The organism is Moraxella sp. CTOTU48268, assembly GCF_032069585.1.
Lineage (GTDB): Bacteria > Pseudomonadota > Gammaproteobacteria > Pseudomonadales > Moraxellaceae > Faucicola > Faucicola cinerea.
Window position 1 is genome coordinate 1 of the sequence record NZ_DAMALV010000029.1, and the last position, 20,582, is coordinate 20,582.

At 42.6% G+C, this 20,582-nt stretch carries 18 protein-coding genes and 1 tRNA gene; 6 read left to right on the forward strand and 13 right to left on the reverse strand.

All coding sequences use genetic code 11. The features are described 5' to 3' along the window. Window positions 1-428 precede the first annotated feature (428 nt). Entirely contained in the window at window positions 429-860 is a 432-nt protein-coding gene (gene ndk / locus RT143_RS09320; protein ID WP_007116442.1) for a nucleoside-diphosphate kinase, read from the reverse strand. Window positions 861-1,161: 301 nt separating this feature from the next. Between ndk and RT143_RS09325 the strand changes: the two genes are divergently transcribed. From RT143_RS09325 to RT143_RS09335, 3 genes are all read left to right on the forward strand, one after another. Then, window positions 1,162-1,977 (forward strand): phosphodiester glycosidase family protein, encoded by an 816-nt coding sequence (locus RT143_RS09325; RefSeq protein WP_313092654.1) that lies wholly within the window; start codon window positions 1,162-1,164, stop codon window positions 1,975-1,977. 150 nt (window positions 1,978-2,127) lie between these two features. Further along, window positions 2,128-2,204: transfer RNA gene (locus RT143_RS09330), tRNA-Ile, on the forward strand. A gap of 311 nt (window positions 2,205-2,515) precedes the next feature. Next, a complete protein-coding gene (locus tag RT143_RS09335; RefSeq protein ID WP_313092656.1) occupies window positions 2,516-3,124 on the forward strand; it encodes a TetR/AcrR family transcriptional regulator in 609 nt (202 codons plus the stop codon). A 206-nt stretch (window positions 3,125-3,330) separates the two neighbouring features. On the opposite strand, the gene RT143_RS09340 is transcribed toward RT143_RS09335, so the two are convergent. The 3 genes from RT143_RS09340 to RT143_RS09350 form a co-directional block, all read right to left on the reverse strand. Then, the gene (locus RT143_RS09340) at window positions 3,331-3,630 is read right to left on the reverse strand and encodes a DUF1330 domain-containing protein (protein ID WP_004961451.1); all 300 of its coding nucleotides are present in this window, start codon (window positions 3,628-3,630) and stop codon (window positions 3,331-3,333) included. Window positions 3,631-3,633: 3 nt separating this feature from the next. After that, a complete protein-coding gene (locus RT143_RS09345) occupies window positions 3,634-4,317 on the reverse strand; it encodes a type 1 glutamine amidotransferase domain-containing protein (protein WP_050323949.1) in 684 nt (227 codons plus the stop codon). 687 nt (window positions 4,318-5,004) lie between these two features. Beyond that, on the reverse strand, window positions 5,005-5,307 hold the full coding sequence (locus RT143_RS09350; RefSeq protein WP_007116447.1) for a putative quinol monooxygenase: 303 nt from the start codon (window positions 5,305-5,307) through the stop codon (window positions 5,005-5,007). A gap of 510 nt (window positions 5,308-5,817) precedes the next feature. Here RT143_RS09350 and RT143_RS09355 point away from each other — a divergent pair. Beyond that, window positions 5,818-6,816: a zinc-binding alcohol dehydrogenase family protein gene (locus RT143_RS09355; protein WP_313092659.1), complete on the forward strand. Its 999-nt coding sequence runs from the start codon at window positions 5,818-5,820 to the stop codon at window positions 6,814-6,816. Between the two features lie 276 nt (window positions 6,817-7,092). Here RT143_RS09355 and bfr (RT143_RS09360) read toward each other — a convergent pair whose 3' ends face one another. The 9 genes from bfr (RT143_RS09360) to RT143_RS09400 all read right to left on the reverse strand — a co-directional run bounded on the left by bfr (RT143_RS09360) (window position 7,093) and on the right by RT143_RS09400 (window position 16,512). Then, window positions 7,093-7,563 carry a bacterioferritin gene (gene bfr, locus RT143_RS09360; protein ID WP_313092661.1) on the reverse strand — a complete coding sequence of 157 codons (471 nt, stop codon included), beginning with the start codon at window positions 7,561-7,563 and terminating at the stop codon, window positions 7,093-7,095. A gap of 35 nt (window positions 7,564-7,598) precedes the next feature. Further along, window positions 7,599-8,078: a bacterioferritin gene (bfr, locus tag RT143_RS09365; protein ID WP_062333970.1), complete on the reverse strand. Its 480-nt coding sequence runs from the start codon at window positions 8,076-8,078 to the stop codon at window positions 7,599-7,601. A 185-nt stretch (window positions 8,079-8,263) separates the two neighbouring features. Beyond that, on the reverse strand, window positions 8,264-8,467 hold the full coding sequence (locus RT143_RS09370; RefSeq protein WP_007116452.1) for a (2Fe-2S)-binding protein: 204 nt from the start codon (window positions 8,465-8,467) through the stop codon (window positions 8,264-8,266). Between the two features lie 76 nt (window positions 8,468-8,543). Continuing rightward, entirely contained in the window at window positions 8,544-8,945 is a 402-nt protein-coding gene (locus RT143_RS09375) for an ExbD/TolR family protein (protein WP_313092664.1), read from the reverse strand. Between the two features lie 47 nt (window positions 8,946-8,992). Further along, the gene (locus RT143_RS09380) at window positions 8,993-9,658 is read right to left on the reverse strand and encodes a MotA/TolQ/ExbB proton channel family protein (RefSeq protein WP_313092665.1); all 666 of its coding nucleotides are present in this window, start codon (window positions 9,656-9,658) and stop codon (window positions 8,993-8,995) included. 239 nt (window positions 9,659-9,897) lie between these two features. Next, the gene (locus tag RT143_RS09385; protein ID WP_186303337.1) at window positions 9,898-10,044 is read right to left on the reverse strand and encodes a hypothetical protein; all 147 of its coding nucleotides are present in this window, start codon (window positions 10,042-10,044) and stop codon (window positions 9,898-9,900) included. A gap of 84 nt (window positions 10,045-10,128) precedes the next feature. Beyond that, complete coding sequence (locus RT143_RS09390) at window positions 10,129-12,153, reverse strand: TonB-dependent receptor domain-containing protein (protein WP_313092667.1); 2,025 nt, start codon at window positions 12,151-12,153, stop codon at window positions 10,129-10,131. Between the two features lie 222 nt (window positions 12,154-12,375). After that, window positions 12,376-15,147, reverse strand: coding sequence for a nitrate reductase (locus tag RT143_RS09395; RefSeq protein ID WP_313092668.1), 2,772 nt, complete (start codon window positions 15,145-15,147; stop codon window positions 12,376-12,378). 39 nt (window positions 15,148-15,186) lie between these two features. Beyond that, on the reverse strand, window positions 15,187-16,512 hold the full coding sequence (locus RT143_RS09400) for an NAD(P)/FAD-dependent oxidoreductase (protein WP_313092670.1): 1,326 nt from the start codon (window positions 16,510-16,512) through the stop codon (window positions 15,187-15,189). Window positions 16,513-16,992: 480 nt separating this feature from the next. Between RT143_RS09400 and RT143_RS09405 the strand changes: the two genes are divergently transcribed. Continuing rightward, the gene (locus RT143_RS09405) at window positions 16,993-18,465 is read left to right on the forward strand and encodes an MFS transporter (protein ID WP_313092672.1); all 1,473 of its coding nucleotides are present in this window, start codon (window positions 16,993-16,995) and stop codon (window positions 18,463-18,465) included. 125 nt (window positions 18,466-18,590) lie between these two features. Continuing rightward, complete coding sequence (locus tag RT143_RS09410) at window positions 18,591-20,522, forward strand: bifunctional protein-serine/threonine kinase/phosphatase (protein ID WP_313092674.1); 1,932 nt, start codon at window positions 18,591-18,593, stop codon at window positions 20,520-20,522. Window positions 20,523-20,582 lie beyond the last annotated feature (60 nt).

Consider the following 20,582-nt stretch of genomic DNA (forward strand, 5'->3'; position numbering starts at 1 on the left):
AATATAAAAATAAACCCATCAAGTGGGGAACTTGATGGGAGTGGGTAATGCACTACTTGTTTTTATTTTTATTGTTTCTTTCTTCTTCTTTGTTTTACTGATCTTAGCCATAATGCCAAATTATGGCTTTTTTATTTTTATCGTTTTTTATTTTATTTTTTGTTTTAGTGATTCTGTCTTAGTAATATCGTAGTCAACAAAGCTTGTATTTATGTCGTGATGAATTTATTTTAGCGGATTTGCACCTACGCTCTATGTGCTCTTTGTTATGAATTGTTAAATTAAGTTTCTTTAGTTTCCTTAATAAAACTATTAATATTAATTTTGCATCCTTGTTGTTGCATTGCTACTTTTTAATGATAAACCATCTGAGTGATAGGCAATAAAAAAACGGCTTAAAATTTAAGCCGTTTTTTGTTGTGTTAAGATTAACGCGTACGTGGGCAAACTTCATTGTCATTGAAAAAATAGCTGATTTCACGGGCTGCAGATGTGGTTGAGTCTGAACCGTGAACCGCGTTCTCATCAATGCTGTTAGCAAAGTCACGACGGATAGTGCCTTCAGCGGCGTCTTTTGGGTTGGTAGCGCCCATGATTTCACGGTGGTGAGCCACTGCATTCTCGCCTTCAAGTACTGATACAACCACTGGACCTGAAGTCATGAAAGAGACTAAATCGTTGTAAAACGGACGCTCTTTGTGCTCAGCGTAGAAACCGCCCGCCTTTTCGTTGTCTAAATGCAACATTTTTGCTGCCACAATTTTTAAGCCTGCTTTTTCAAAACGACTGTAGATTTCGCCAATGTGGTTGCCTGCAACTGCGTCAGGTTTGATAATTGATAACGTACGTTCAATGGCCATGTTAAATTCCTTTAAAATTGAAGGGGATTATGATTTTAAGTGCTAGAAACTGTAAAAACAGCCCATACCCTGCCCGATGGCTCTGTCAAATCGTGATTTGAAGATTTGAATAAACGCGGGGTGCTGTTCTTAGTTGCCTATTATAATGATATTGAGGGCAAAAACTAGTTTAATTCATCACTATTAAGTCGAAATTGCTAGAATATCAAGTTGAACGAGTTTTTTGTAATAAATGGCGGATATATTCTGTGATACGCAACTATGATATAGTAGCCAATAGCTTAAATTTTCTCTCAATGGTATGACGCTCTCAAATATCACAAAAACACAAGCGGTTGTTGTCAGCCTATGCTTGGCGCTATTATTGGTGGCAAGTATCGGTTTGGCACGTCAGTTTACTGTCAAAACCATGCCAGATTGTCAGCGAAAAAGCCAGCCGTTCGACTATAGTATCTGCGAGCTTGATGCTAAAAACGCGGCGAATTTTTCACTACATTGGCAAAATCCCTCGTCCGCGAGCCACCCATTATTACTCACCTTTACTACCCTTCGCGATTATTTGGCAAGCCAGCAACCTGCCAAAACCTTGTTGTTTGCGATGAATGCCGGGATGTACGATGGCAATTTTGCGCCGATTGGGTATACGGTCATCAATGGCAAGCAAATCCGAGCCCTAAATCTCAAGCAGGGCGGCGGCAACTTTCACCTAATGCCCAATGGGGTATTTTGGCAAGACCGTCAAGGTTTTTATATCACTGAAAGTCAAAGCATGGCAAAAAAACTGGCAAGCGGGGCAAAACCGACCTTCGCCACCCAATCTGGACCCATGCTGGTCATCGATGGCAATATCCATCCGGCATTTGATGCCAATAGTACCTCGAGAAAGTACCGCAATGGTATTGGCGTGTGTGGTCACAATCCTAGCCGCGTCAAATTTGTGATAAGCGACACGCCTGTCAGTTTTTATGAGTTTGCCGATTTGTTCAAATCGCAATTGGGCTGTGACAATGCGTTGTTTTTGGATGGCGGTAGCGCCTCGGCATTGTATAGTCAGACACTGTCACGCAATGACAATAAATATATGGGTGTGATGATTGCGGTGACACAAGACAAATAATGTGTATTTGGTGAGACAAGTTTATGCTGATTTAATCAACGTTTTGCATAAAATTATCCATTTCCACATTGCAAAAATAATTTTTTAAGGTATTATAATCAGCCTAGTTTTGACAAATTTGCTTGGCAATATTTGTGACACTATCCTTTCGGGCCTATAGCTCAGTTGGTTAGAGCAGAGGACTCATAATCCTTTGGTCCACAGTTCAAGTCTGTGTGGGCCCACCATATAAACAACCACTTAGGTGCATTAATCCTGAGTGGTTTTTTATTTTTTGAATTGTAATAATCAAACAGCAAATAGCGTCAATCCCTATTTTGAAGCCATACTTTTAAATCTACATTCATGTCATTGGGTTTTGACTGTCTGAATCAATCATCCAATCCTTATCTAATTTTATATAAATACTTGTTTTATATTGGATTGTTGTGGTTAATAGTTAACATCTTTAATGAAAATTTCTTTACATTCATTGTAGATAAGTTATAATAAAAACAATACGACTGGTCTATTTTTTATAATAGCGTGCACAATAACTATGGAGCCTGCCCCTATCAAGAAGTCTGAAGCAAAACGCTTACACATTCTTAACACCAGTTCTGACCTGATTTTGCGTAAAGGTTTTAGCGGTTTGGGATTACAAGAAATTTTACAAAGCTGCGAGATTCCTAAAGGTTCATTTTATCATTACTTCAAATCTAAAGAGTCTTTCGGCTGTGAGTTGGTACAGTATTATGTAGATAATTACCAACGCCGTTTAGATGAACTCTGGCGTAGCGACCAATCCGCTTATCAAAAACTAATCGGGTATTTTAACCTATGGATTGAAGATCCTGATGCACCATGTAGTTGGGCAGATAGCTGTTTAATTGTAAAACTTGCTGCAGAAGTCGCTGACCTATCTGAAGATATGCGCGCTATAATGTCCGATGGCGTCGATAAGTTAATTCAGCGGATTGCTGAAGTCATCGTTTTGGGCAAACAAGATGGGTCTATCCAAGCAGAGACTGATGCCTTGACGGTAGCCCAAGTGACTTACCAAATGTGGATGGGCGCAGCGTTATTAAGTAAGCTGCAAAAAGATAAAACACCATTACATCAAGCGCTAAAAGCGACGGTGTTTTTATTAAAAAGTGAAAAGTCTTAAAAGTTAGCTTTGCTAGCTTAATCTCACTATCTTAGTTTTACTATCTTGGCTTCACGACAATGATAGCCGCAAAAATTGTAATGGCAGCCCAATCATTAGTATGACTGGGCTGCTATGACACCAACTTGATAGCAATGCGTATCACTCACGTACTAACTTGTAGGTTAGTACATCTGATAGCAGTGCTTTTTCTTAAAGTGCTTTTTTTAAATAGCGTCTTCAACACCTTCAATGATAAAGGCACGATAATTCGCCCCTTTTAGGCGATGTTGTAATGCTTCTTGATATATGGGACTGTGATACCAGTCTCGCGCGGCTGCCATATCAGGAAAGCGTAAAATAACAGCGCCTTCAATCTCATTGCCTTCAAGCACTTCTAATTGACCATAAAAAGCCAAGGGTGTTAGCTCACGACCTTCACGAGCAAGCGGCGCTTTTTGTGCATATTGCGCCAGTTCCTCAGCGTCCGTAGTTTGCTCACGGGTAAATACCACATATGCAGACATGGGCTACTCCTTATTTAACAATTCAAGCAGTGCGCTGGCGGTTGCAGCAGAAGAGGCAGGATTTTGTCCAGTAATTAGCAAGCCATCTACTTGGACATACACTTGCCAATCACCCGCTTTAGAATAATGACCACCTTTTTCTTTGAGCATATCTTCGACTAAAAACGGTACAACTTCGGTCAACCCTACCGCTTCTTCTTCAGTATTAGTAAAACCCGTCACAGATTTACCGCTAACCAAAGGCTTGCCATCACTGGTTTTTACATGACGAAGAACACCTGGGGCGTGACAAACTGTCGCAACAGGTTTTCCTGACTCAATCGCTTGTTCAATCAGAGCAATTGAAATCGGATCTTCTGCCAAATCCCACAATGGACCATGCCCGCCTGGGTAAAACACGGCATCATAATCAGCGATAGAAATTTCGCTAAGTTTATGGGTCTGTGCCAATGCTTGCATAGCTACGGGATCTGCTTCAAAGCGATGCGTGGTTTCAGTTTGTGCATCGGCTAAGTTACTTTTTGGGTCTAGCGGTGGCTGCCCACCTTGAGGTGATGCTAGGGTAACTTCAACACCCGCATCAATAAAGGTGTAATACGGTGCTGCAAGTTCTTCTAGCCAAAAACCTGTTTTCTTACCAGTATTGCCGAGTTTGTCATGTGAGGTCAGAACAAGTAAAATTTTCATGTTATTTTCTCTGATAGTTTTTAGAATTCGGGTTATTGCTACATGAGCACAGTAGGAATTCGTGTGCGCAATGTACAAGATGCCGAGCAAATCAATCCTTTATTTAATAGCATTGATTGGTAGCATTGCCTAATAGCATTGAAAAAGACTGCGCGACTGATATGTAAGCAAACATTATCCGCCTAACAAACTTAAAAAATTACTCAATACTGCAAACATTGGTCAACGCTAGTCAACACTGGGATTTTGCTGTCATCATGCCGCCACTATACACAAAAATAGACCAGTCGTCTATTTATTTGTAATGTAAATTTATTGATAGTGTAAATAATAAAATTTAATCCATCAGGAAAAGCAGTTTTTGTAAGTAAGATAGCTAGACTTGGTAACGATTGAAACCACAAAGCGGTATGATTAATTGCAGGGTAAATAGTTAAATAGCGCAAAGTCTAAATTTGCACATTGCTTGCTATCGGCAAGTTAAGAAAATATTGTAATTAGATATATTTAGTCAATTAAATGTCAATGATACAGTATGGGATGACCGATTAGCTAAGTGACTGATTTAAGCGAAGTGATATAATAAAGAGCTGCTTTTTAGTTAATATTTTAGGCAGCTCTTTAAGAGGCTTAAGCTCAAGAAAATTGGGCTTAAAAGACTTAAGCTTATTAGAATTAGGCTTCAATCTAAGCTGGCAGTTTACTCGCCAACACATCTACTTTTTCAATAGAAGGCGGTTCTGAAAATAGTTCATCTGCTTGGGCCATCAAAGCGGCGGCAACCTTGCCCGATAAATGAGCCTCGCGACCTGCTTCATCAGGGAATGCATCAAAAATACCAAAGGTTGAAGGGCCAAGGCGTAGACCAAACCATGCAACTGTGGCGGGTTCTTCATTGACGATAGGCAGACCGGCTTTTAGGAAATCTTCTACTTGTTGTTCTTTACCTGGTTTAGCTTCAAGACGGACATATAAAGCGGTTTTAACCATCACTAATACTCCAATATTGACTAGCCGACATTGACTAGCATCAAAATTGAGTCTAAACCACTGTTATATTCATGTCAAACGGCTTTAGCGCATAGCTTTGTTGTATAAAGGTTACATAAACATTTGCGCTTTAACTTGTAAGGAATGTCTGTATCAGCTTAAATTTTAGGTTGATATTACTTCCTTTATGCTTGCTTTAACCATGACAAAGAAACAAGCATAAGTGATAAGGTGTAAATGATGTTGCACTCGCCACCTTTGATTGGGTACACTGGTACAACAATAAATGACGGCATTTTACCAACGGCTATTTTTGGCGAAAACACAGGCGCAAAAGCTATGACCTTAACTAGCGCCCTTGACCTTGCACCTTTAGCATAGACTCAGAATATCCACTATTTTTTATTAATTCTATCAGATTAGGCTGACTGACCTAAACCAGCCTGTCTGCAATACACTAAAAACACTGCATTAAATTAAACTAATCCACTATTACAAAAGGACAAATCCATGAAAGCCGTATCGTATGTTATCAGTAACCAGGATGATTTTAAAAATTCATTGGTCGATATCGAAAAAACCAAGCCTACACTTAAGGAGCGTGATGTACTGGTAAAAGTTCAGGCAATCTCTGTGAATCCCGTTGATACCAAAGTGAGAAAAAATTCGTCTGAAGCAAATAATCGTATTTTAGGTTGGGATGCCGTTGGGGAAATTATTGAAATTGGCTCAAAAGTTACCTCGTTTAAAGTAGGAGATTGTGTTTGGTATGCTGGCGATTTAACCCGAGATGGTAGTAATGCTGAGTTTCAAGCAGTCGATGAACGAATTATCAGTCTTAAACCAATTACAGTCTCTAATGCAGAAGCAGCAGCATTGCCATTAACTGCAATAACGGCATGGGAAATGCTGTTCGATCGGTTTCAAATTTCAGAAACAGACGTTGGCAGTATTTTAATTATTGGTGGTGCAGGCGGTGTAGGCTCAATCGCTATCCAACTCCTAAAAGCAAAAACCAATCTGACCGTGATAACCACAGCGTCACGTGAAGAAACGAAATCTTGGGTGGAATCACTGGGTGCCGACCATGTCATTGATCATAGCAAAGATTTAAACGAACAAATCGAGGCATTAGGCACTGAGAAACCAAAATACGTATTCTCTACCAATCATACAGACACCTATATCAAGCAAATAGTTTCTCTGATTGCACCACAAGGTAAGCTTGGATTGATCGATGATCCACAAACCTTTGATATTATGCCGTTTAAGACTAAATCTATTTCTATCCATTGGGAGTTGATGTTCACCCGCTCAATGTTTGAAACCGATGATATCGAAAAGCAAGGTCAGCTGTTGCAACAGGTTGCCCAGTTAGTTGACCAGCAAAAAATTAGAAGTACGCTTAACCAAAATCTAGGCAATATTAACGCTGCAAACTTGGAGAAGGCACATAAGCTACTTGAATCAGGCAAGTCAAAAGGCAAAATTGTACTAGAAAGCTTTTAAAACACACCTTGTAAAACCCATCTTTTAAAACATATCTTGGGTAAAAAAGCCCCTTAAAGTAACTCACCAAACGGCTGGCAGAACGAAAACTGCCAGCCGAAATCACTCATCATCTTGGCTATGCCAATATGCCAAGCACGACAATTAAAACGACAATCAATAAATCACTGCCACTAAGATGATGATAAGCGATGCCATCAGTATAGAGATGACAGAAATCAACGCGGCTTGGGTATATTGATGGTTCATACAGTTATTCCGACACGCTGATACGCTTTATGAATCTAATAAACTTTGCGTATAATTTTCGATGCCCATGGAGGTCACCAGTTCCATCTGCGTTTCTAACCAATCAATGTGCTCTTCACTCCCGTCTTTGAGTTTGACCAATAATTTGCGAGAGACGAAATCGCTTTTCTGCTCACATAAGGCAATCGCATTTTTGATGATGTCAGTTTTTTGATACTCTAGTTGCAAATCACAACGCAAAATTTCAGCGACATTTTCACCGATTAAAATTTTGCCAAGCTCTTGCAAGTTTGGTAGACCATCTAGCATTAAGATACGCTCAATGAGGTCATCTGCCCATTTCATCTCATGAATCGACTGATGATACAATTTTTCGTTAAGTTCACTTAGTCCCCAGTTTTTGGCGATACGTGCGTGTAAGAAGTATTGGTTGATAGCAATCAATGCCTGACCCAAAACTTGGTTTAGCGCTCTTAGAGTTTCTTTATCGACTTGCATAATGTTTACCTTAGTTACCTTATTGCTTGGTCGCCTTATTCAGAGATGTCACCGAGCTGAGATTGCAAATAATTGGCTAGTCCCATCATATCAATCAGTCTTAGCTGCTGCTCTAACCAATGCGCATGGTCTTCTTCAGTATCTACCAATTGGGCGACCAAAATCTCACGGGTTACATAGTCTTGCTCTTGCTCACAAAGCGCAATGCCGTCTTTGAGATGTTGACGAACTGCATACTCAAGCTGAAGATCGGCTTTTAGCATACTTGGCACATCATGACCAATATTGATATCGGCAACTTTCATGTTGGGTGTGCCTTCTAGCATCAACACCCGATTGATTAAGGCACGCGCATGATCGCTTTCTTCTTCCATTTCATGATGCATACGCGTATGAAGTTTTGGATAATGCCATTCATGATACATTTGCGCATGAATAAAGTACTGGTCACGAGCCCCCAGTTCACCACTAATTAAGAAATTTAGATAATCAATAACAGCTTGGCTGCCTTTCATGGGTATATCCTTGAAAAATGAACAGAAACAAAGGTTGGGTATTATCTGAAATACTAAATTAAAGTGACGTTAAAAACAATTCACCGCAGCAAATAATTTACAATATTTGTCAGTCGCTCATTCATTGAGATTAATGAATAAGCTTGAGTGTGTACGATAACAAGTTATTAGGCAACGTTAATAGACTAGGCAACTTCAATAAATAGGTGCGTATAGTTATTGATGCTTTGGGCGTACTCTTCAAGATAACCTTCAATCATTGGCTGACAGCCGCCACAGCAAGTAGCCACATCAAGCTCAGCTTGTAATGCCTCTAAGCTGTCATGACCTTGTTCAATGGCTGTTTTGATTTGACTTTCTTTGACGGCATTACAGATACACACAAACATACGCACCTCGTTGATAAATTTTCTTATATAATAATGATAATTATTCTTATTATCAATAAAAATTTTATCAATCAGGTTATTCACTGACAAACGCAATCTTGGTTAGCTTGTTTTCGCTCGCTGTTGCTAGGATTTGCGCGACGTTATCATATCGACTGTCTTTATCGACGCGCAGCTGAATGCTTGGGGTCTCGCTTAATTTGCCCTGTTCGGTAAAGCGTGTGTTCAATTGCGCCAAACTGATACTGGCATCATCCCAAAAAATCTTGCCATCTTTATCAATGCTTACTTGTATCACTTTGGGCGGGGCTTCATTGACTTGTGCTGAGGTTTTGGGCAAATTTAGCGGTACACTGGGATTAATTACCGTTGCCGTCACCAAAAAAATAATCATCAATACCAGCATGATATCAATCAGTGGAATCAGATTGATTTCATTCATGCCCGTCGAAGCGTCATCACCGAGTTGAAATGCCATAAGTTATTCCCTGTTTATTTATTTATCTGTTTAGCGATGGGTCAAGGTTAGGCGTTTTTCAGCATTAAGTCAGCGGCGTTAGTTTGTTGCTTGGGCTGCGAGCTGGTTTGCAAATGGGGTTGAGCGGCTAAACTAGTTTGCGTAACTTGTGTGGAAGAATTCATTAACACGTTGGCAAGCAAGGTATGCGCCGTGTCATTCGCTTGGTGCATAGCTTTGCGATTAATTCGTACTATGACATTATACATAATCACCGCAGGAATCGCTACCGCAAGCCCAAGCCCAGTCATAATCAAAGCCTCCCCAACCGGTCCTGCGACTTGGCCAAGTCCTGCTTGACCTGATTTAGCAATGCTATGCAAGGCATGAAAAATCCCCCACACGGTACCAAATAGCCCAATAAAAGGGGCAATGGCAGCGGTCGTGCCAAGGATATTTAAGCCCTGCTCACTGGCAAAACGGTAGCGATTGAGCTGTTGCAGTAACTGCTGCTCAGTGACTAATTTTTGATTGTCTAGGGATAAGGGGGTCAGTTGAGATTGCTGCTGGTCAATTTGCTGGGTCAAATCTTGCGACACTGTCTTGGCAATTTTTTGGCTATTTAAGATACGTAAAATGCCTGTAATCCAAGACAGCATCGATAAAACAATTAACACAAAAAATAACGTCTTGGTCACTACATCTGTATATTGCCAGTAATTTGCAAAATCCATAATCATTCCTATAACACGATAAATATAAAAACTAACTTTAAATGTTAGTATAAATGATAATCATTATCAACAAAAATATTAAAAATTAGGCTAAATTGAATAAGCGACCGTATTAAACCACGTTAATTAAGCCACTTTAAAATATTAAGCAACTTTGATATCAAATGGCTTTGAAACCTCAAGTTGCTTTTTTATCTTCGCTTTGTGTTAGCTTTATCTTGGGCAAAATCATCACAAGATTATTGATAGCCTACGGTATCGACTAGGATGAATACCTTGCGCAAAATGCCGTTTTCGGTTACACCGATCAATACCTTAGGCAATTGTCTTGATACCCCGCCAAACCTTGTGGTAGTAGGACGGGTAAAAAATTGGATTTTGGACATAAGCAAAATTTTTCTGCAATATTTTATGAAAATATTAAACCGCAATGGGCAATCCATCATGCTGATGGGTATCACCCATTGATTTTAAAACTGATAACTTAGCGCTACTTTGACATTGCGTCCCATGGCTTTATCACCGGTATTGGATACGTGCTCATAGTAGTAAGCATCTGTAAGGTTATACACACCAGCATCCACGGTTAATTGCGGTAACGCGCTTGGACGATAGCTACCAAATACATCATAGGTGGTAAAACTTGGCAAATCAGCGACGGCAGTAGCACTGGTGCGACGCGTTAAACCTTTGACATGGCGGATGGCACTTCCAACGCTAAATCGGTCATTGATGTCATAATTAAAGCCAAGGTTTAACTGATCGCCTGAGTCTTTGTTGAGTTGGTAACCTTGCTCGGTTTCGCTTTTGGCATGGGCGTAGCCTGCATTCAAGCGCATATTGTTTAGCCGATATTTTGCGCTCAGCTCATAGCCTTTAACGGTAGTCTCGCCGGCATTGATGTAGCTGGCACATTGCCCGTCTGTCACTGAGTTACCTGTAGTACAGTCAATGCCTGTTAAGCGGTCGATTTTATTGTCATACTGGGTATCAAAGACTTTCGCTGTCAGCGACATACTGTCTTGACTGTCAAACACCCCTCTAAAACGGCTACTGATACCCAGCTCTGCGTTTGCGCCTGTTTCTGCTTCGAGGTCTTTATTGACGAAGGTTTGCCCAGATTGGTGGATGGTTTCTGGCAAGGGTGGTCCATTAAACAATTGGGTATAACTGGCAAATAAGCTGTGATTTGGCGTCAGTTTAAATTCCCCTGCCAATGCGCCCGACACTTGATTATAGTCGTCACTGCTTAAGCGCTCTGACGGCTTATAATGGTCAAAGCGCACGCCAGGCGTCAGCGCAAATCGTCCCAATTCGATTCGGTCTTGTAAGTACACCCCTACGCTGGTAGCGTCTTCTGTGATACCAGTACTCTCTAACGTCGCTGATTTTTTATAGCCTTCTACCCCATAGTTGAGCGTATGGGTCAAAGCATGGTCACCATGATGCTGCGTCAGTTGCTGTTTGATACTTGCCGTCATGCCATCGGTTTTGCCTGACGTGGCTATACGCATGGGGGTCGTTCCGCGCAGTCCTTGCGACAGCGATTCATTGGTCAAATGATAAATTTTGCTGTTTAGCTCAAAATTGCTATGCGGTTTATACTCATAGCCGAGTGCATAGGTTTCATTATTGGTGTAGCCAGGATGAATATTAGCGGGTAAATTGGCTTGGTAGCCGATATTGGGACGAAACGGATAGTTGCCGTCATTGTCATAGCTTTGGTAACTGGCAGTAATTTTGTGACCTTCTGCCGGCATCACATTGACTTTGGCTAGTATATTTTTGATAGTAATATCATCACCTTGGATGTGGTTGCTTTTGCCATCTTCGCCGCCATCGCTGTCACGCTCACTATAAGACACAATCATGTCCAACTGCTCATTGGGTTTGGCATAGGTCGTTAGACTTCGATGAAATTGCTGATCGTTACTGGCATAGCCAAGTTTAACCTTTGCCCCCATTTTTTGATCAGGTAATAGCAAGTCCTGTGCATCCACCGTGGTAAACGCCACACCGCCACCGATGGCATTATTGCCCAAAGTTACCGAGTTATTACCCACTGACACTTCAGTTGTTTTATACAAATCTGGGTCAAGTCCACTAATCCCGGCATGGTGAAAGCCGTGCGTTTCGGGTTGGCGCACCCCATCCACGGTGATTTTTAAGGCACTACCGGCATTGTCTGAGCCCAAACCGCGAATATAAATATGCTGATCCATCCCCGAAGTGCCACCGACATTCACCCCAGCAACCGTCGGTAAATATTGATTGAGTAAATCAGCTTGCTGTACCTTGACTGAGCTCTCATGGCGGACATTCTCAGTCTGTTTTGCTGGGGTATATTGACGGGCATTAAAAGTAATGGTCTGCAAGGTAGTGACGGGTTCTGGCTCACTCGCTATTGCCCACGGTGAATAAAGGGTGGTTAATACACACAGACTTAAATAGCGCAAAGCACCACGCGGCGGTAAACTAGCATTGGCAGTATTCATAAAATCACTCAGATATATAAAAAAAGAGAAGCGTTACAAAGCAGCAAGAATGATAATATAAATGATAATCATTATCAATTAATTTTTTCAATTCTTCTCCTCTTTTTTGAATGTCTAACGTTAGTCATAAATGAGTCACCAGATAAAATCAGGCAACATTAAGCGAAATTATAAAGTGGCTTAAAGTTCGCCCAATGATCCTTTCAACAAGTTATGCCAATTTCACCCCGCCAAAATTTTGCTAATCTCTCCTAGACAGGAGCCACAATTGGTGCCTGCTTTGCAATGTTTGCCAACCTCAACGACGGTTTTACAGTGATATTTTTTTATTGTCTCAACAATGGTATTTTCACCCACTGACATACAAGAGCAAACAATCCGCCCTTTATCAATAAAACCCGTGGCAGGTTTGCCCATTAGTAGCCATTTACGCGTATGGCTATTGAGCGTTGTGCCAAATTGGCTATCTAGCCAGTTATGGGTAGGTAGTTTGTGCTCGTGGGTGCTCAAAAATACTAGCGCATGGACTTGCCCGTTTTGCAATATCGCAAGTCGTAAATCTTGGCTAGTGTTATCGGTATCAATATGTTGATAATGGATAATATCAAAGTTGTAGGCTTGCGCCTGTTGATTGAGCCATACACTTAACTGCTGTTGCCAATATTGCTTATCAAACCAAGTTGTCATGAACGCAGACTGATTATCAATGGCAAAAAAATACTGGCTACTGTTTGACTGGCGATTACGCACCCAATAAGTCATATCTGGCGATTCGAGCCAAGTTAGCAGGTTTTCATCACAATGTTTATCAATCAATAACCATCCAAATGCTTGCATGGTTAGCTTTTGCAGCCTGACAGGTTGGTGCTTGAGCTGCGGTTGCTGCGAAAAGGGGTCATGATGATTGCTGATAAGCTTACCGACACGCGCATTGGCGGCAAAGTGCTGATTCCAGTGCATAGGTATAAATACATCGCCTTGGCGTTGCTTTTCAGTCACATCCGCCCGCACTAAGATAGTACCATTGGGACTGTTAATTTGCACAAAATCGGTATTTTGTACACCCAAAGGTTTGGCGTCACTCGGGTGAATCGCAACCAGTGGGTGCGGTAAATGCTGATTAAGCTGTGGGGCAATCCCTGTACGGGTCATGGTATGCCATTGGTCACGCGAGCGACCTGTGTTAAGCACCAGTGGATATTGCTCATCAGGCAATGACTTGGGTACCGCAGGATTAACGGTGACAAAATGCAGTTTTTGGGTATCGGTATAAGTTGTGCCGATAGTGGTGTGTGCGTCTTGTTTTTGTAGTCCAAAATAATGCGGTTGACCCCATTGAAACGGTGCCAAGTTATCATACTCGTTTTGGCTAATATTGGCTAAATGGCTGATATTAAAACTTCGGCTATCTGTATTTTTTTCACCGCCATTCTTCTCGCCACTAAGCCGAGCGTGTTCGGCAAACACTTGCGATTCGTGAGTGTAATCAAAACCCACAAAACCCATTTTCTGTGCTACTTGGCTCACTATCCACCAGTCGGGCTTGGCATCAGCAAATGGAGTAACTAAGCGGCGCTGACGAGAGATACGGCGTTCGCTGTTGGTGACCGTGCCTGATTTTTCACTCCAGCCTTGCGCGGGCAAAGCCACATGAGCAAAGTCGAGCGTGTCGCTGTCTTTTGAGCAGTCAGACACGATGACCAATGGGCATTGCTGTAACGCCATGGCAAATTTGTCTGCTTCTGGCAGACTGACTACAGGATTGGTCGCCATAATCCAAATCGCTTTAATTTGCCCCTCCAAAATAGCATCGGCACATTGGGTTGCCTTGACACCATCTTTACCACTAATGCTAGTGGGCGCTTGCCAAAAGTTGGCTACTGTTTGACGATGGTCGCTGTTTTTGAGTTCAAAATGACTGGCAAGCAGATTGGCTAACGCCCCGACCTCTCGCCCACCCATGGCATTGGGCTGTCCTGTAATTGAGAACGCCCCTGCCCCTTGATAACCCAGTTTGCCTGTGTAAAGGTGGCAATTGATAATGCTATTGACTTTATCGGTGCCATTACTGGCTTGATTGACACCCATTGAGTAAAAACTCACGGTTTTCTTGGTAGTGGCAAACAATTGGTAAAACTTGGTTAAATCACTTTCGTCGACACCGCAGATTTTGGCAACTTTTTTAATCGTCCAACTGTCACTGGCTGCAAGCGCATCAGCAAGATTGTCACAATGCCTAAGATAATCGTGATTGGCATAGCCGTTTTGGTGCAAGTAATTGAGTAGTCCGACAAATAAATGGGTATCTGTGCCGGAGCGAATTGGCAAATGCAAGTCAGCAATCGCGGTGCTGTCAGTGGCTCGTGGGTCAATCACCACGATTTTTTTGTTGGGATTGGCTTGTTTGCTGGATTTTAACCGACCAAATAAAATCGGATGACACCACGCCATATTCGAACCGATAATGACAAATAGGTCGCTGTTTTCGATGTCTTCATAATTACAAGGCACAGTGTCCGAGCCAAATGCTCGCTTGTAGCCAGCCACCGCTGATGACATACACAGTCGAGAATTGGAGTCCAAATTATTGGTACCCAAAAAACCTTTAGTAAATTTGTTTGCCACGTAATAATCTTCGGTGAGCAGTTGCCCCGATACATATAGCATAACGCTGTCGGCGCCATATTCATCAATGATCTGTTGCAATGATTTGGCAACAAAGTCGGTGGCGGTATCCCAATCGACTGGCTCGCCATGAATCATCGGATGTGCCAAACGGCGGTCACGATCAAGCGTATCGCCCAACGCTTTGCCTTTGGAGCATAATTTGCCAAAGTTGGCAGGATGGTTTGGATCACCGTCAATGCTGACGTGTTGGGTATTCTCATCAATCGTCGCCAACACGCCGCAGCCAACACCGCAATAGGCACAGGTGGTTTTGACTTGGGTCAGGGGGGATTTTTGTGATGCTAAATGTTGTATAGTTGTTGTCACACGTTAACCTTTTACTATTTTTAATTTCTACCAGTCAGATCAGCCCGCCAGCAACTCTTCACAAAACGCTTTGCCAAACAGTAATTTATCTTTGATGGCTGAAATATCTTGTTGATTTTGAATCAGTTCAAAAAACCAACTGCCCTCTTGTACATCACCATATAGCACTGCAGATAAAATACGGTTGTCTTTTACGGTGATTTTTTGATAGATGCTATGGCTAGGGTCTTGATAAATCAATTGCTCGCAGTCGTGACTCACATCGATATCACCTGCCGAAAATAGCGCCACGCCCGAGACCTTTAGCTTGGTTGCCGTTGGTTGTATGCTAAACACGGGCGAGGTGCTGCCTGGCTGCTCGTTTAAGGTATGTAGCAGAATATTGGCTTGCTCATACACAGGTGCGACTAGCCCAAATAGCTGGTTGTCAAACTGTACACACTCGCCAATCGCATACACGTCTGGGGTATGGGTTCGCATTTTGTTATCAACCAAAATCCCCCGCTCGCAAGTGATACCGACCTGTTGCGCAAGGGCAATATTGGGTCGCACGCCGACGGTCATGATAATACAATCGCTGTCAATGGTTTTGGCAGGGATGGATGTGTCGACATTATCCGTGTAAGTCAGTCCAGTAACCTGGTTATCCTTGTCCACGCAAATCGCTTGGGAGTTGGCATTGAGCACAAACTCAATACCTTTGTTTTCAAAGTAAGTTTGCAGTAAATCGGCAGCGGTTTTATCCAGTTGGCGATTGAGTAAATAGCCTGCCCCATGCACCACAGTGACTTTCGCTCCCTGTTGTACCAAAGCATTAGCAGCCTCAAGACCGAGTAATCCACCGCCGATAACCAGACATTTTGGAGATTTTTTGCCATTATGATTGTTTTTTGCGATATCTAGCATAGCATCCACATCGGCTTTGGTACGAAAACCCATGACGCCTTTTGCGGTATGGTTGGGCAATGGCAAAATAAATGGCGTTGAACCTGTGGCAAACACCAATTTGTCATAGCCGATAGTTTCGCCACTGTCGGTGATGACCTGATGAGCAGCAAGATTGATATCGCTAACAGTGCAACCTGTCTTTACAGTGATGTTATGGTTGGCGTACTCCTCTTGAGAAAATAGATAAATCTCAGCGAAGCGTTTTTCCCCTGCTAATACAGGCGATAGCATAATACGGTTATAGCCTGCATATGGCTCGCTGTTGATAAGCGTGATGGCAAACTCATCTCGACTTTGTTCGCCTTGGCTGTCAATCCCCAGTCCGCTGTGGGTACTCAGTCTGCTTTTGGCATACTGCATGGCAAAGCGTGTCCCTGCCATCCCTGCCCCTATGATAAGAATGTGTGTGTGTTGCATTATTTGGCTGACCTTGCTTATCCGACCCGATATTTAATACTTTAGAATCTAGCACTTTAAAATTTAATAATTCAAAATCTATGCCAACCGTTTTAAACCGTTTTTTTTTACTGTTTTTTATGGTGTTTTAAATTTTGGCTATTATTTGTCGGACAGTGTGATGGATGTTGACCACTCTTTGAATTTAACCTCTTTAACTGTAGATAACTGTTTGAGGGTTTTTAAAATATTTTTAGACATTTTTTTTGCTTATTTATTTGCATTATTCTTTTACCTTATCGATTACTTACCAAAATAGTGCAGTACAGCATCAAATTTTTATCATTTATGCCAATCGGTGAAAGTTTTATCACAGCAAAATAGCAAATTGATGGGTCATTCAAAAAAATTATTGCAAAAACAAAAGTTTATGACAATGGCATAAATATTGCTTTTACCTTGTTACCGTGAACCGTACAGGCTTACTTAAAGGAGAAGCAGATGCCCCAACGTTTACCGCTGTTTGCTATGAAATTACCCCGTATCAAGGTGTTACATTACACCTGGTTTGCTTTTTTCGTCACCTTTTTAATTTGGTTTGCTCATGTGGCATTGATGCCAACTATCAAACAATATTTTCATTTGAGCGATGGACAAGTCAAAGCGATCTTGATGCTCAACGTGGCTTTGACCATTCCTGCTCGTTTGCTAATCGGCGCGATGGTCGATAGATACGGCCCCAAGCGTTCATATAGTGCTGTGTTGTTGATTAGCGGTTTTTTGTGTTTTGTGTTTGCTTTTGCCCAAAGTTTCCAAATGCTGGCGATTGGGCGGTTTCTGCTAGGTTTTGTCGGTGCAGGATTCGTGGTTGGGATTCGTTTGATTTCAGAATGGTTTCCTGTCAATGAAGTCGGCTCGGCAGAAGGGGTGTACGGCGGTTGGGGCAATTTTGGGGCGGCAGTAGCGTCGATGTCGATGCCGATTCTTGCCTTAATGTATGGCGGTGCAGACGGTTGGCGGTATGCGATTGCTACCACAGGCGTGATTGCGATTGTTTATTCGGTCATTTTTTATCGTGGCGTCAGTGATACACCCAAAGGCGCGACTTATTTTAAACCAAAAAAATCAGGCGGCTTGGAAGTATCAAACAAGGCAGACTTTTACTTTTATGCGGTGATGATTTTACCGGTTTATGCGATTTTGTTTTTGTTGGCGTGGCGTTTGTCACCTAGCGGATTAAAATTATTAACCGCTAATCAAACCATGCTGGCATATGCGGTGGTGGCGGTGCTTGTAGTCTATCAATATATCAAAATCTGGTCAGTCAATAAGCATTTATTTGATACATCTCGCCCTGCGGTAAATCCAGAATATGGTTATCAGTTCAAACAAGTGGCGATTTTAGACATGGCGTATTTGGCATGTTTTGGCTCTGAGTTGGCAGTGGTGTCGATGTTGCCGCAATTTTTTATTACCAACTATGGTGTATCGCATACTTTAGCAGGGTTGACTGCAGGCTGTTTTGCGGTGATGAATTTATTTGCTCGTCCTGGCGGTGGTTTTATGTCCGATGCGGTCGGTCGTCGTAAAGTATTGATGATTGCATTGGCAGGGCAAACAGTGGGTTATCTGCTAATGACGCAAATGACCAAGTTACCATTGGCGGGTGCAGTGGCAATCGTGCTGCTTACTTCTGTATTTGTGCAAGCAGCATGCGGTGCAGTGTACTCAGTGGTTCCGCTCATTCAACGCCGTATGACAGGGCAAATTGCTGGTATGGCGGGTGCCTATGGTAACGTAGGTGGGGTGTTGTTTTTGACTATTTTCTCTATGGTATCGCCAACAGGATTCTTTATTACCCTCGCGATTTTTGCAGGGATTGCCTTTATTGGCGCGACCTTCCTGAGCGAGCCAAAAGGACATATGGTCGAGGTGCACGAAGATGGCACGATTGAGCGAATTGCGATAGCGTAATCACTATCTAAATCAAACCAGTCAACCAGCGGACAAGGAAGTCTAGTTAGTAAGGCAAAAAAGGGTGTATGCCCTTTTTTCATTTTTGCACAATGCGTAGCAACCGTGCTAGTAAGGAAAAACCCATGTCAAAAGCCATTCAGCAAAATCCCCCCAGTTTGCAATCCTTACCGCAACTGCTGACCCGTGCTGCTAGTCATGCAGGGCGCAAAGCGGAAAACCAAGACACCTTGACAATGCAAACGCTGGTGCCGACAAGGGATAGCACCGCCGCTCAGCTTGCATGGCAAGTCACTGCTTTAGCTGACGGGGTCAGCAGCTGCGGACAGCCAAAGCTCGCTAGTCAATGGGTGATTGATACGCTGATCGACCAATTAACCATGCACCAAGCCGACATGGTGACACCCTCTATTACTAGCCCTGTTACTAGCGATTCATTGAATAACAACAGTGCCGAAACGCTGGCCCAAACGCTCACCAAAAGCGTGCATATTATCAATGATTTTTTGTATTTTAGTGATCACCATGACAGCTTTGATTCAGCCTCGCAGCGGTATTTGCCCAAATTACTCTCAACCTTATCTGGTATGCTGTTTACCGAGCCTTTATTATCCGAGCACTCGGCAGTGTTATTTCATACGGGTGACAGCCGTATCTATCGGCTACGACACAACAAACTGCGCGTACTCACCCAAGACCACAGACACAAACGAGGGCGAGACAAAGGAGCCTTAGCCGCTGCACTTGGCTCAGATGCCCATGTGGAATTACAACTTGCCCAAATTGATGTGTTGCCCGAAGATGTGTTTTTGATAATGACCGATGGCGTGTATGAATTTATCAGTGATGATGAATTGTTATTACTCACCCAATCGGCATTGGGCAAATTGTTGGCGCTGGATAATTCCACCACCTTAGACTTAGAAAATTTGCCAGAAACCTTGTGTCAGGTGGCATTGGAAAATGGCAGTAATGACAATGTCAGTTGCGTGATGATAGCCGTCTTGCCAAAAGTTGCGAGAATTTTGGCGAATGCAGATTTTGACAAAGCTGACTTTGCCGAACATACAGACAGTCGTCATGCGGTTACCCGTCTACGCATTCCGCCTGTGCTGACTGTCGGCGACAAGCTTGATTATTTTACCATTGACAAAGTGGTGCAAAACACGCCACGCAGTAGCGTGTATTTGGCAACCGACACCACCGCTGACACAGGCGATAATCAGCGTATTATCAAAGTGCCATCTGCCTACTATGAAGACGATAGCGGATTTTTACGACTGTTTTTAAAAGAAGAAAAAATAGGGTTAAGCCTCAATCACCCAAGCTTACTAAAATTTTACCCCAAGCCGATGAATAGCCAATATCTGTACCATGTCACCGAATTTTTGCAAGGCATGAGCTTGCGTGAATTTATCGACACCCAACCGCCCTTATCGGTTGCCCAAACCTTTGCTATTGTCAATCAAATCGGTATGGCGCTGCGAGCCATGCACCGTAATTATCTACTCCATCAAGATATCAAGCCCGAAAATATCATGCTGCTGCCATCGGGTCATATCAAGCTCATTGACTTTGGTTCGGTTGGCTCGTTGCTCTTAAGAACAGGACATACACCGCCTGTGGGCGATTTGCATTATATTGCCCCCGAATATTTTAGCGATGCACCAAAAGGGGTGTATTCCGATATTTTCTCGCTGGGTGTGGTGACTTATGAGATGCTGACAGGGCTACAGCCGTTTGATGTCGATACCTTGACCACTGCGATGACCGCCCAAACCACCCAAAAACTGGCGTTCAAAAACGTGCGACAATTGCGCACGGATTTACCATTTTGGGTCAATGACGTGCTGATTCGTGCGCTGCAAGCAGATAGCAACCGCCGCTATCAGAGCATTGGCGATTTTCTCACCGACCTTGACCCCAAAAGCCATGCCGACGATAAAGCCAAGCAGCCGCTGATTGATAAACATCCTGTACTATTTTGGCAACTGGTCAGTGGCATATTAACGGTGCTGTTGCTCCTCACTTGGCTACTGATTGCGTTAAATCACTAACAATGTGAGTTATTTTTCTTAACAGACAATTAACCTATATTTTTTAACCCTTTGAAATTT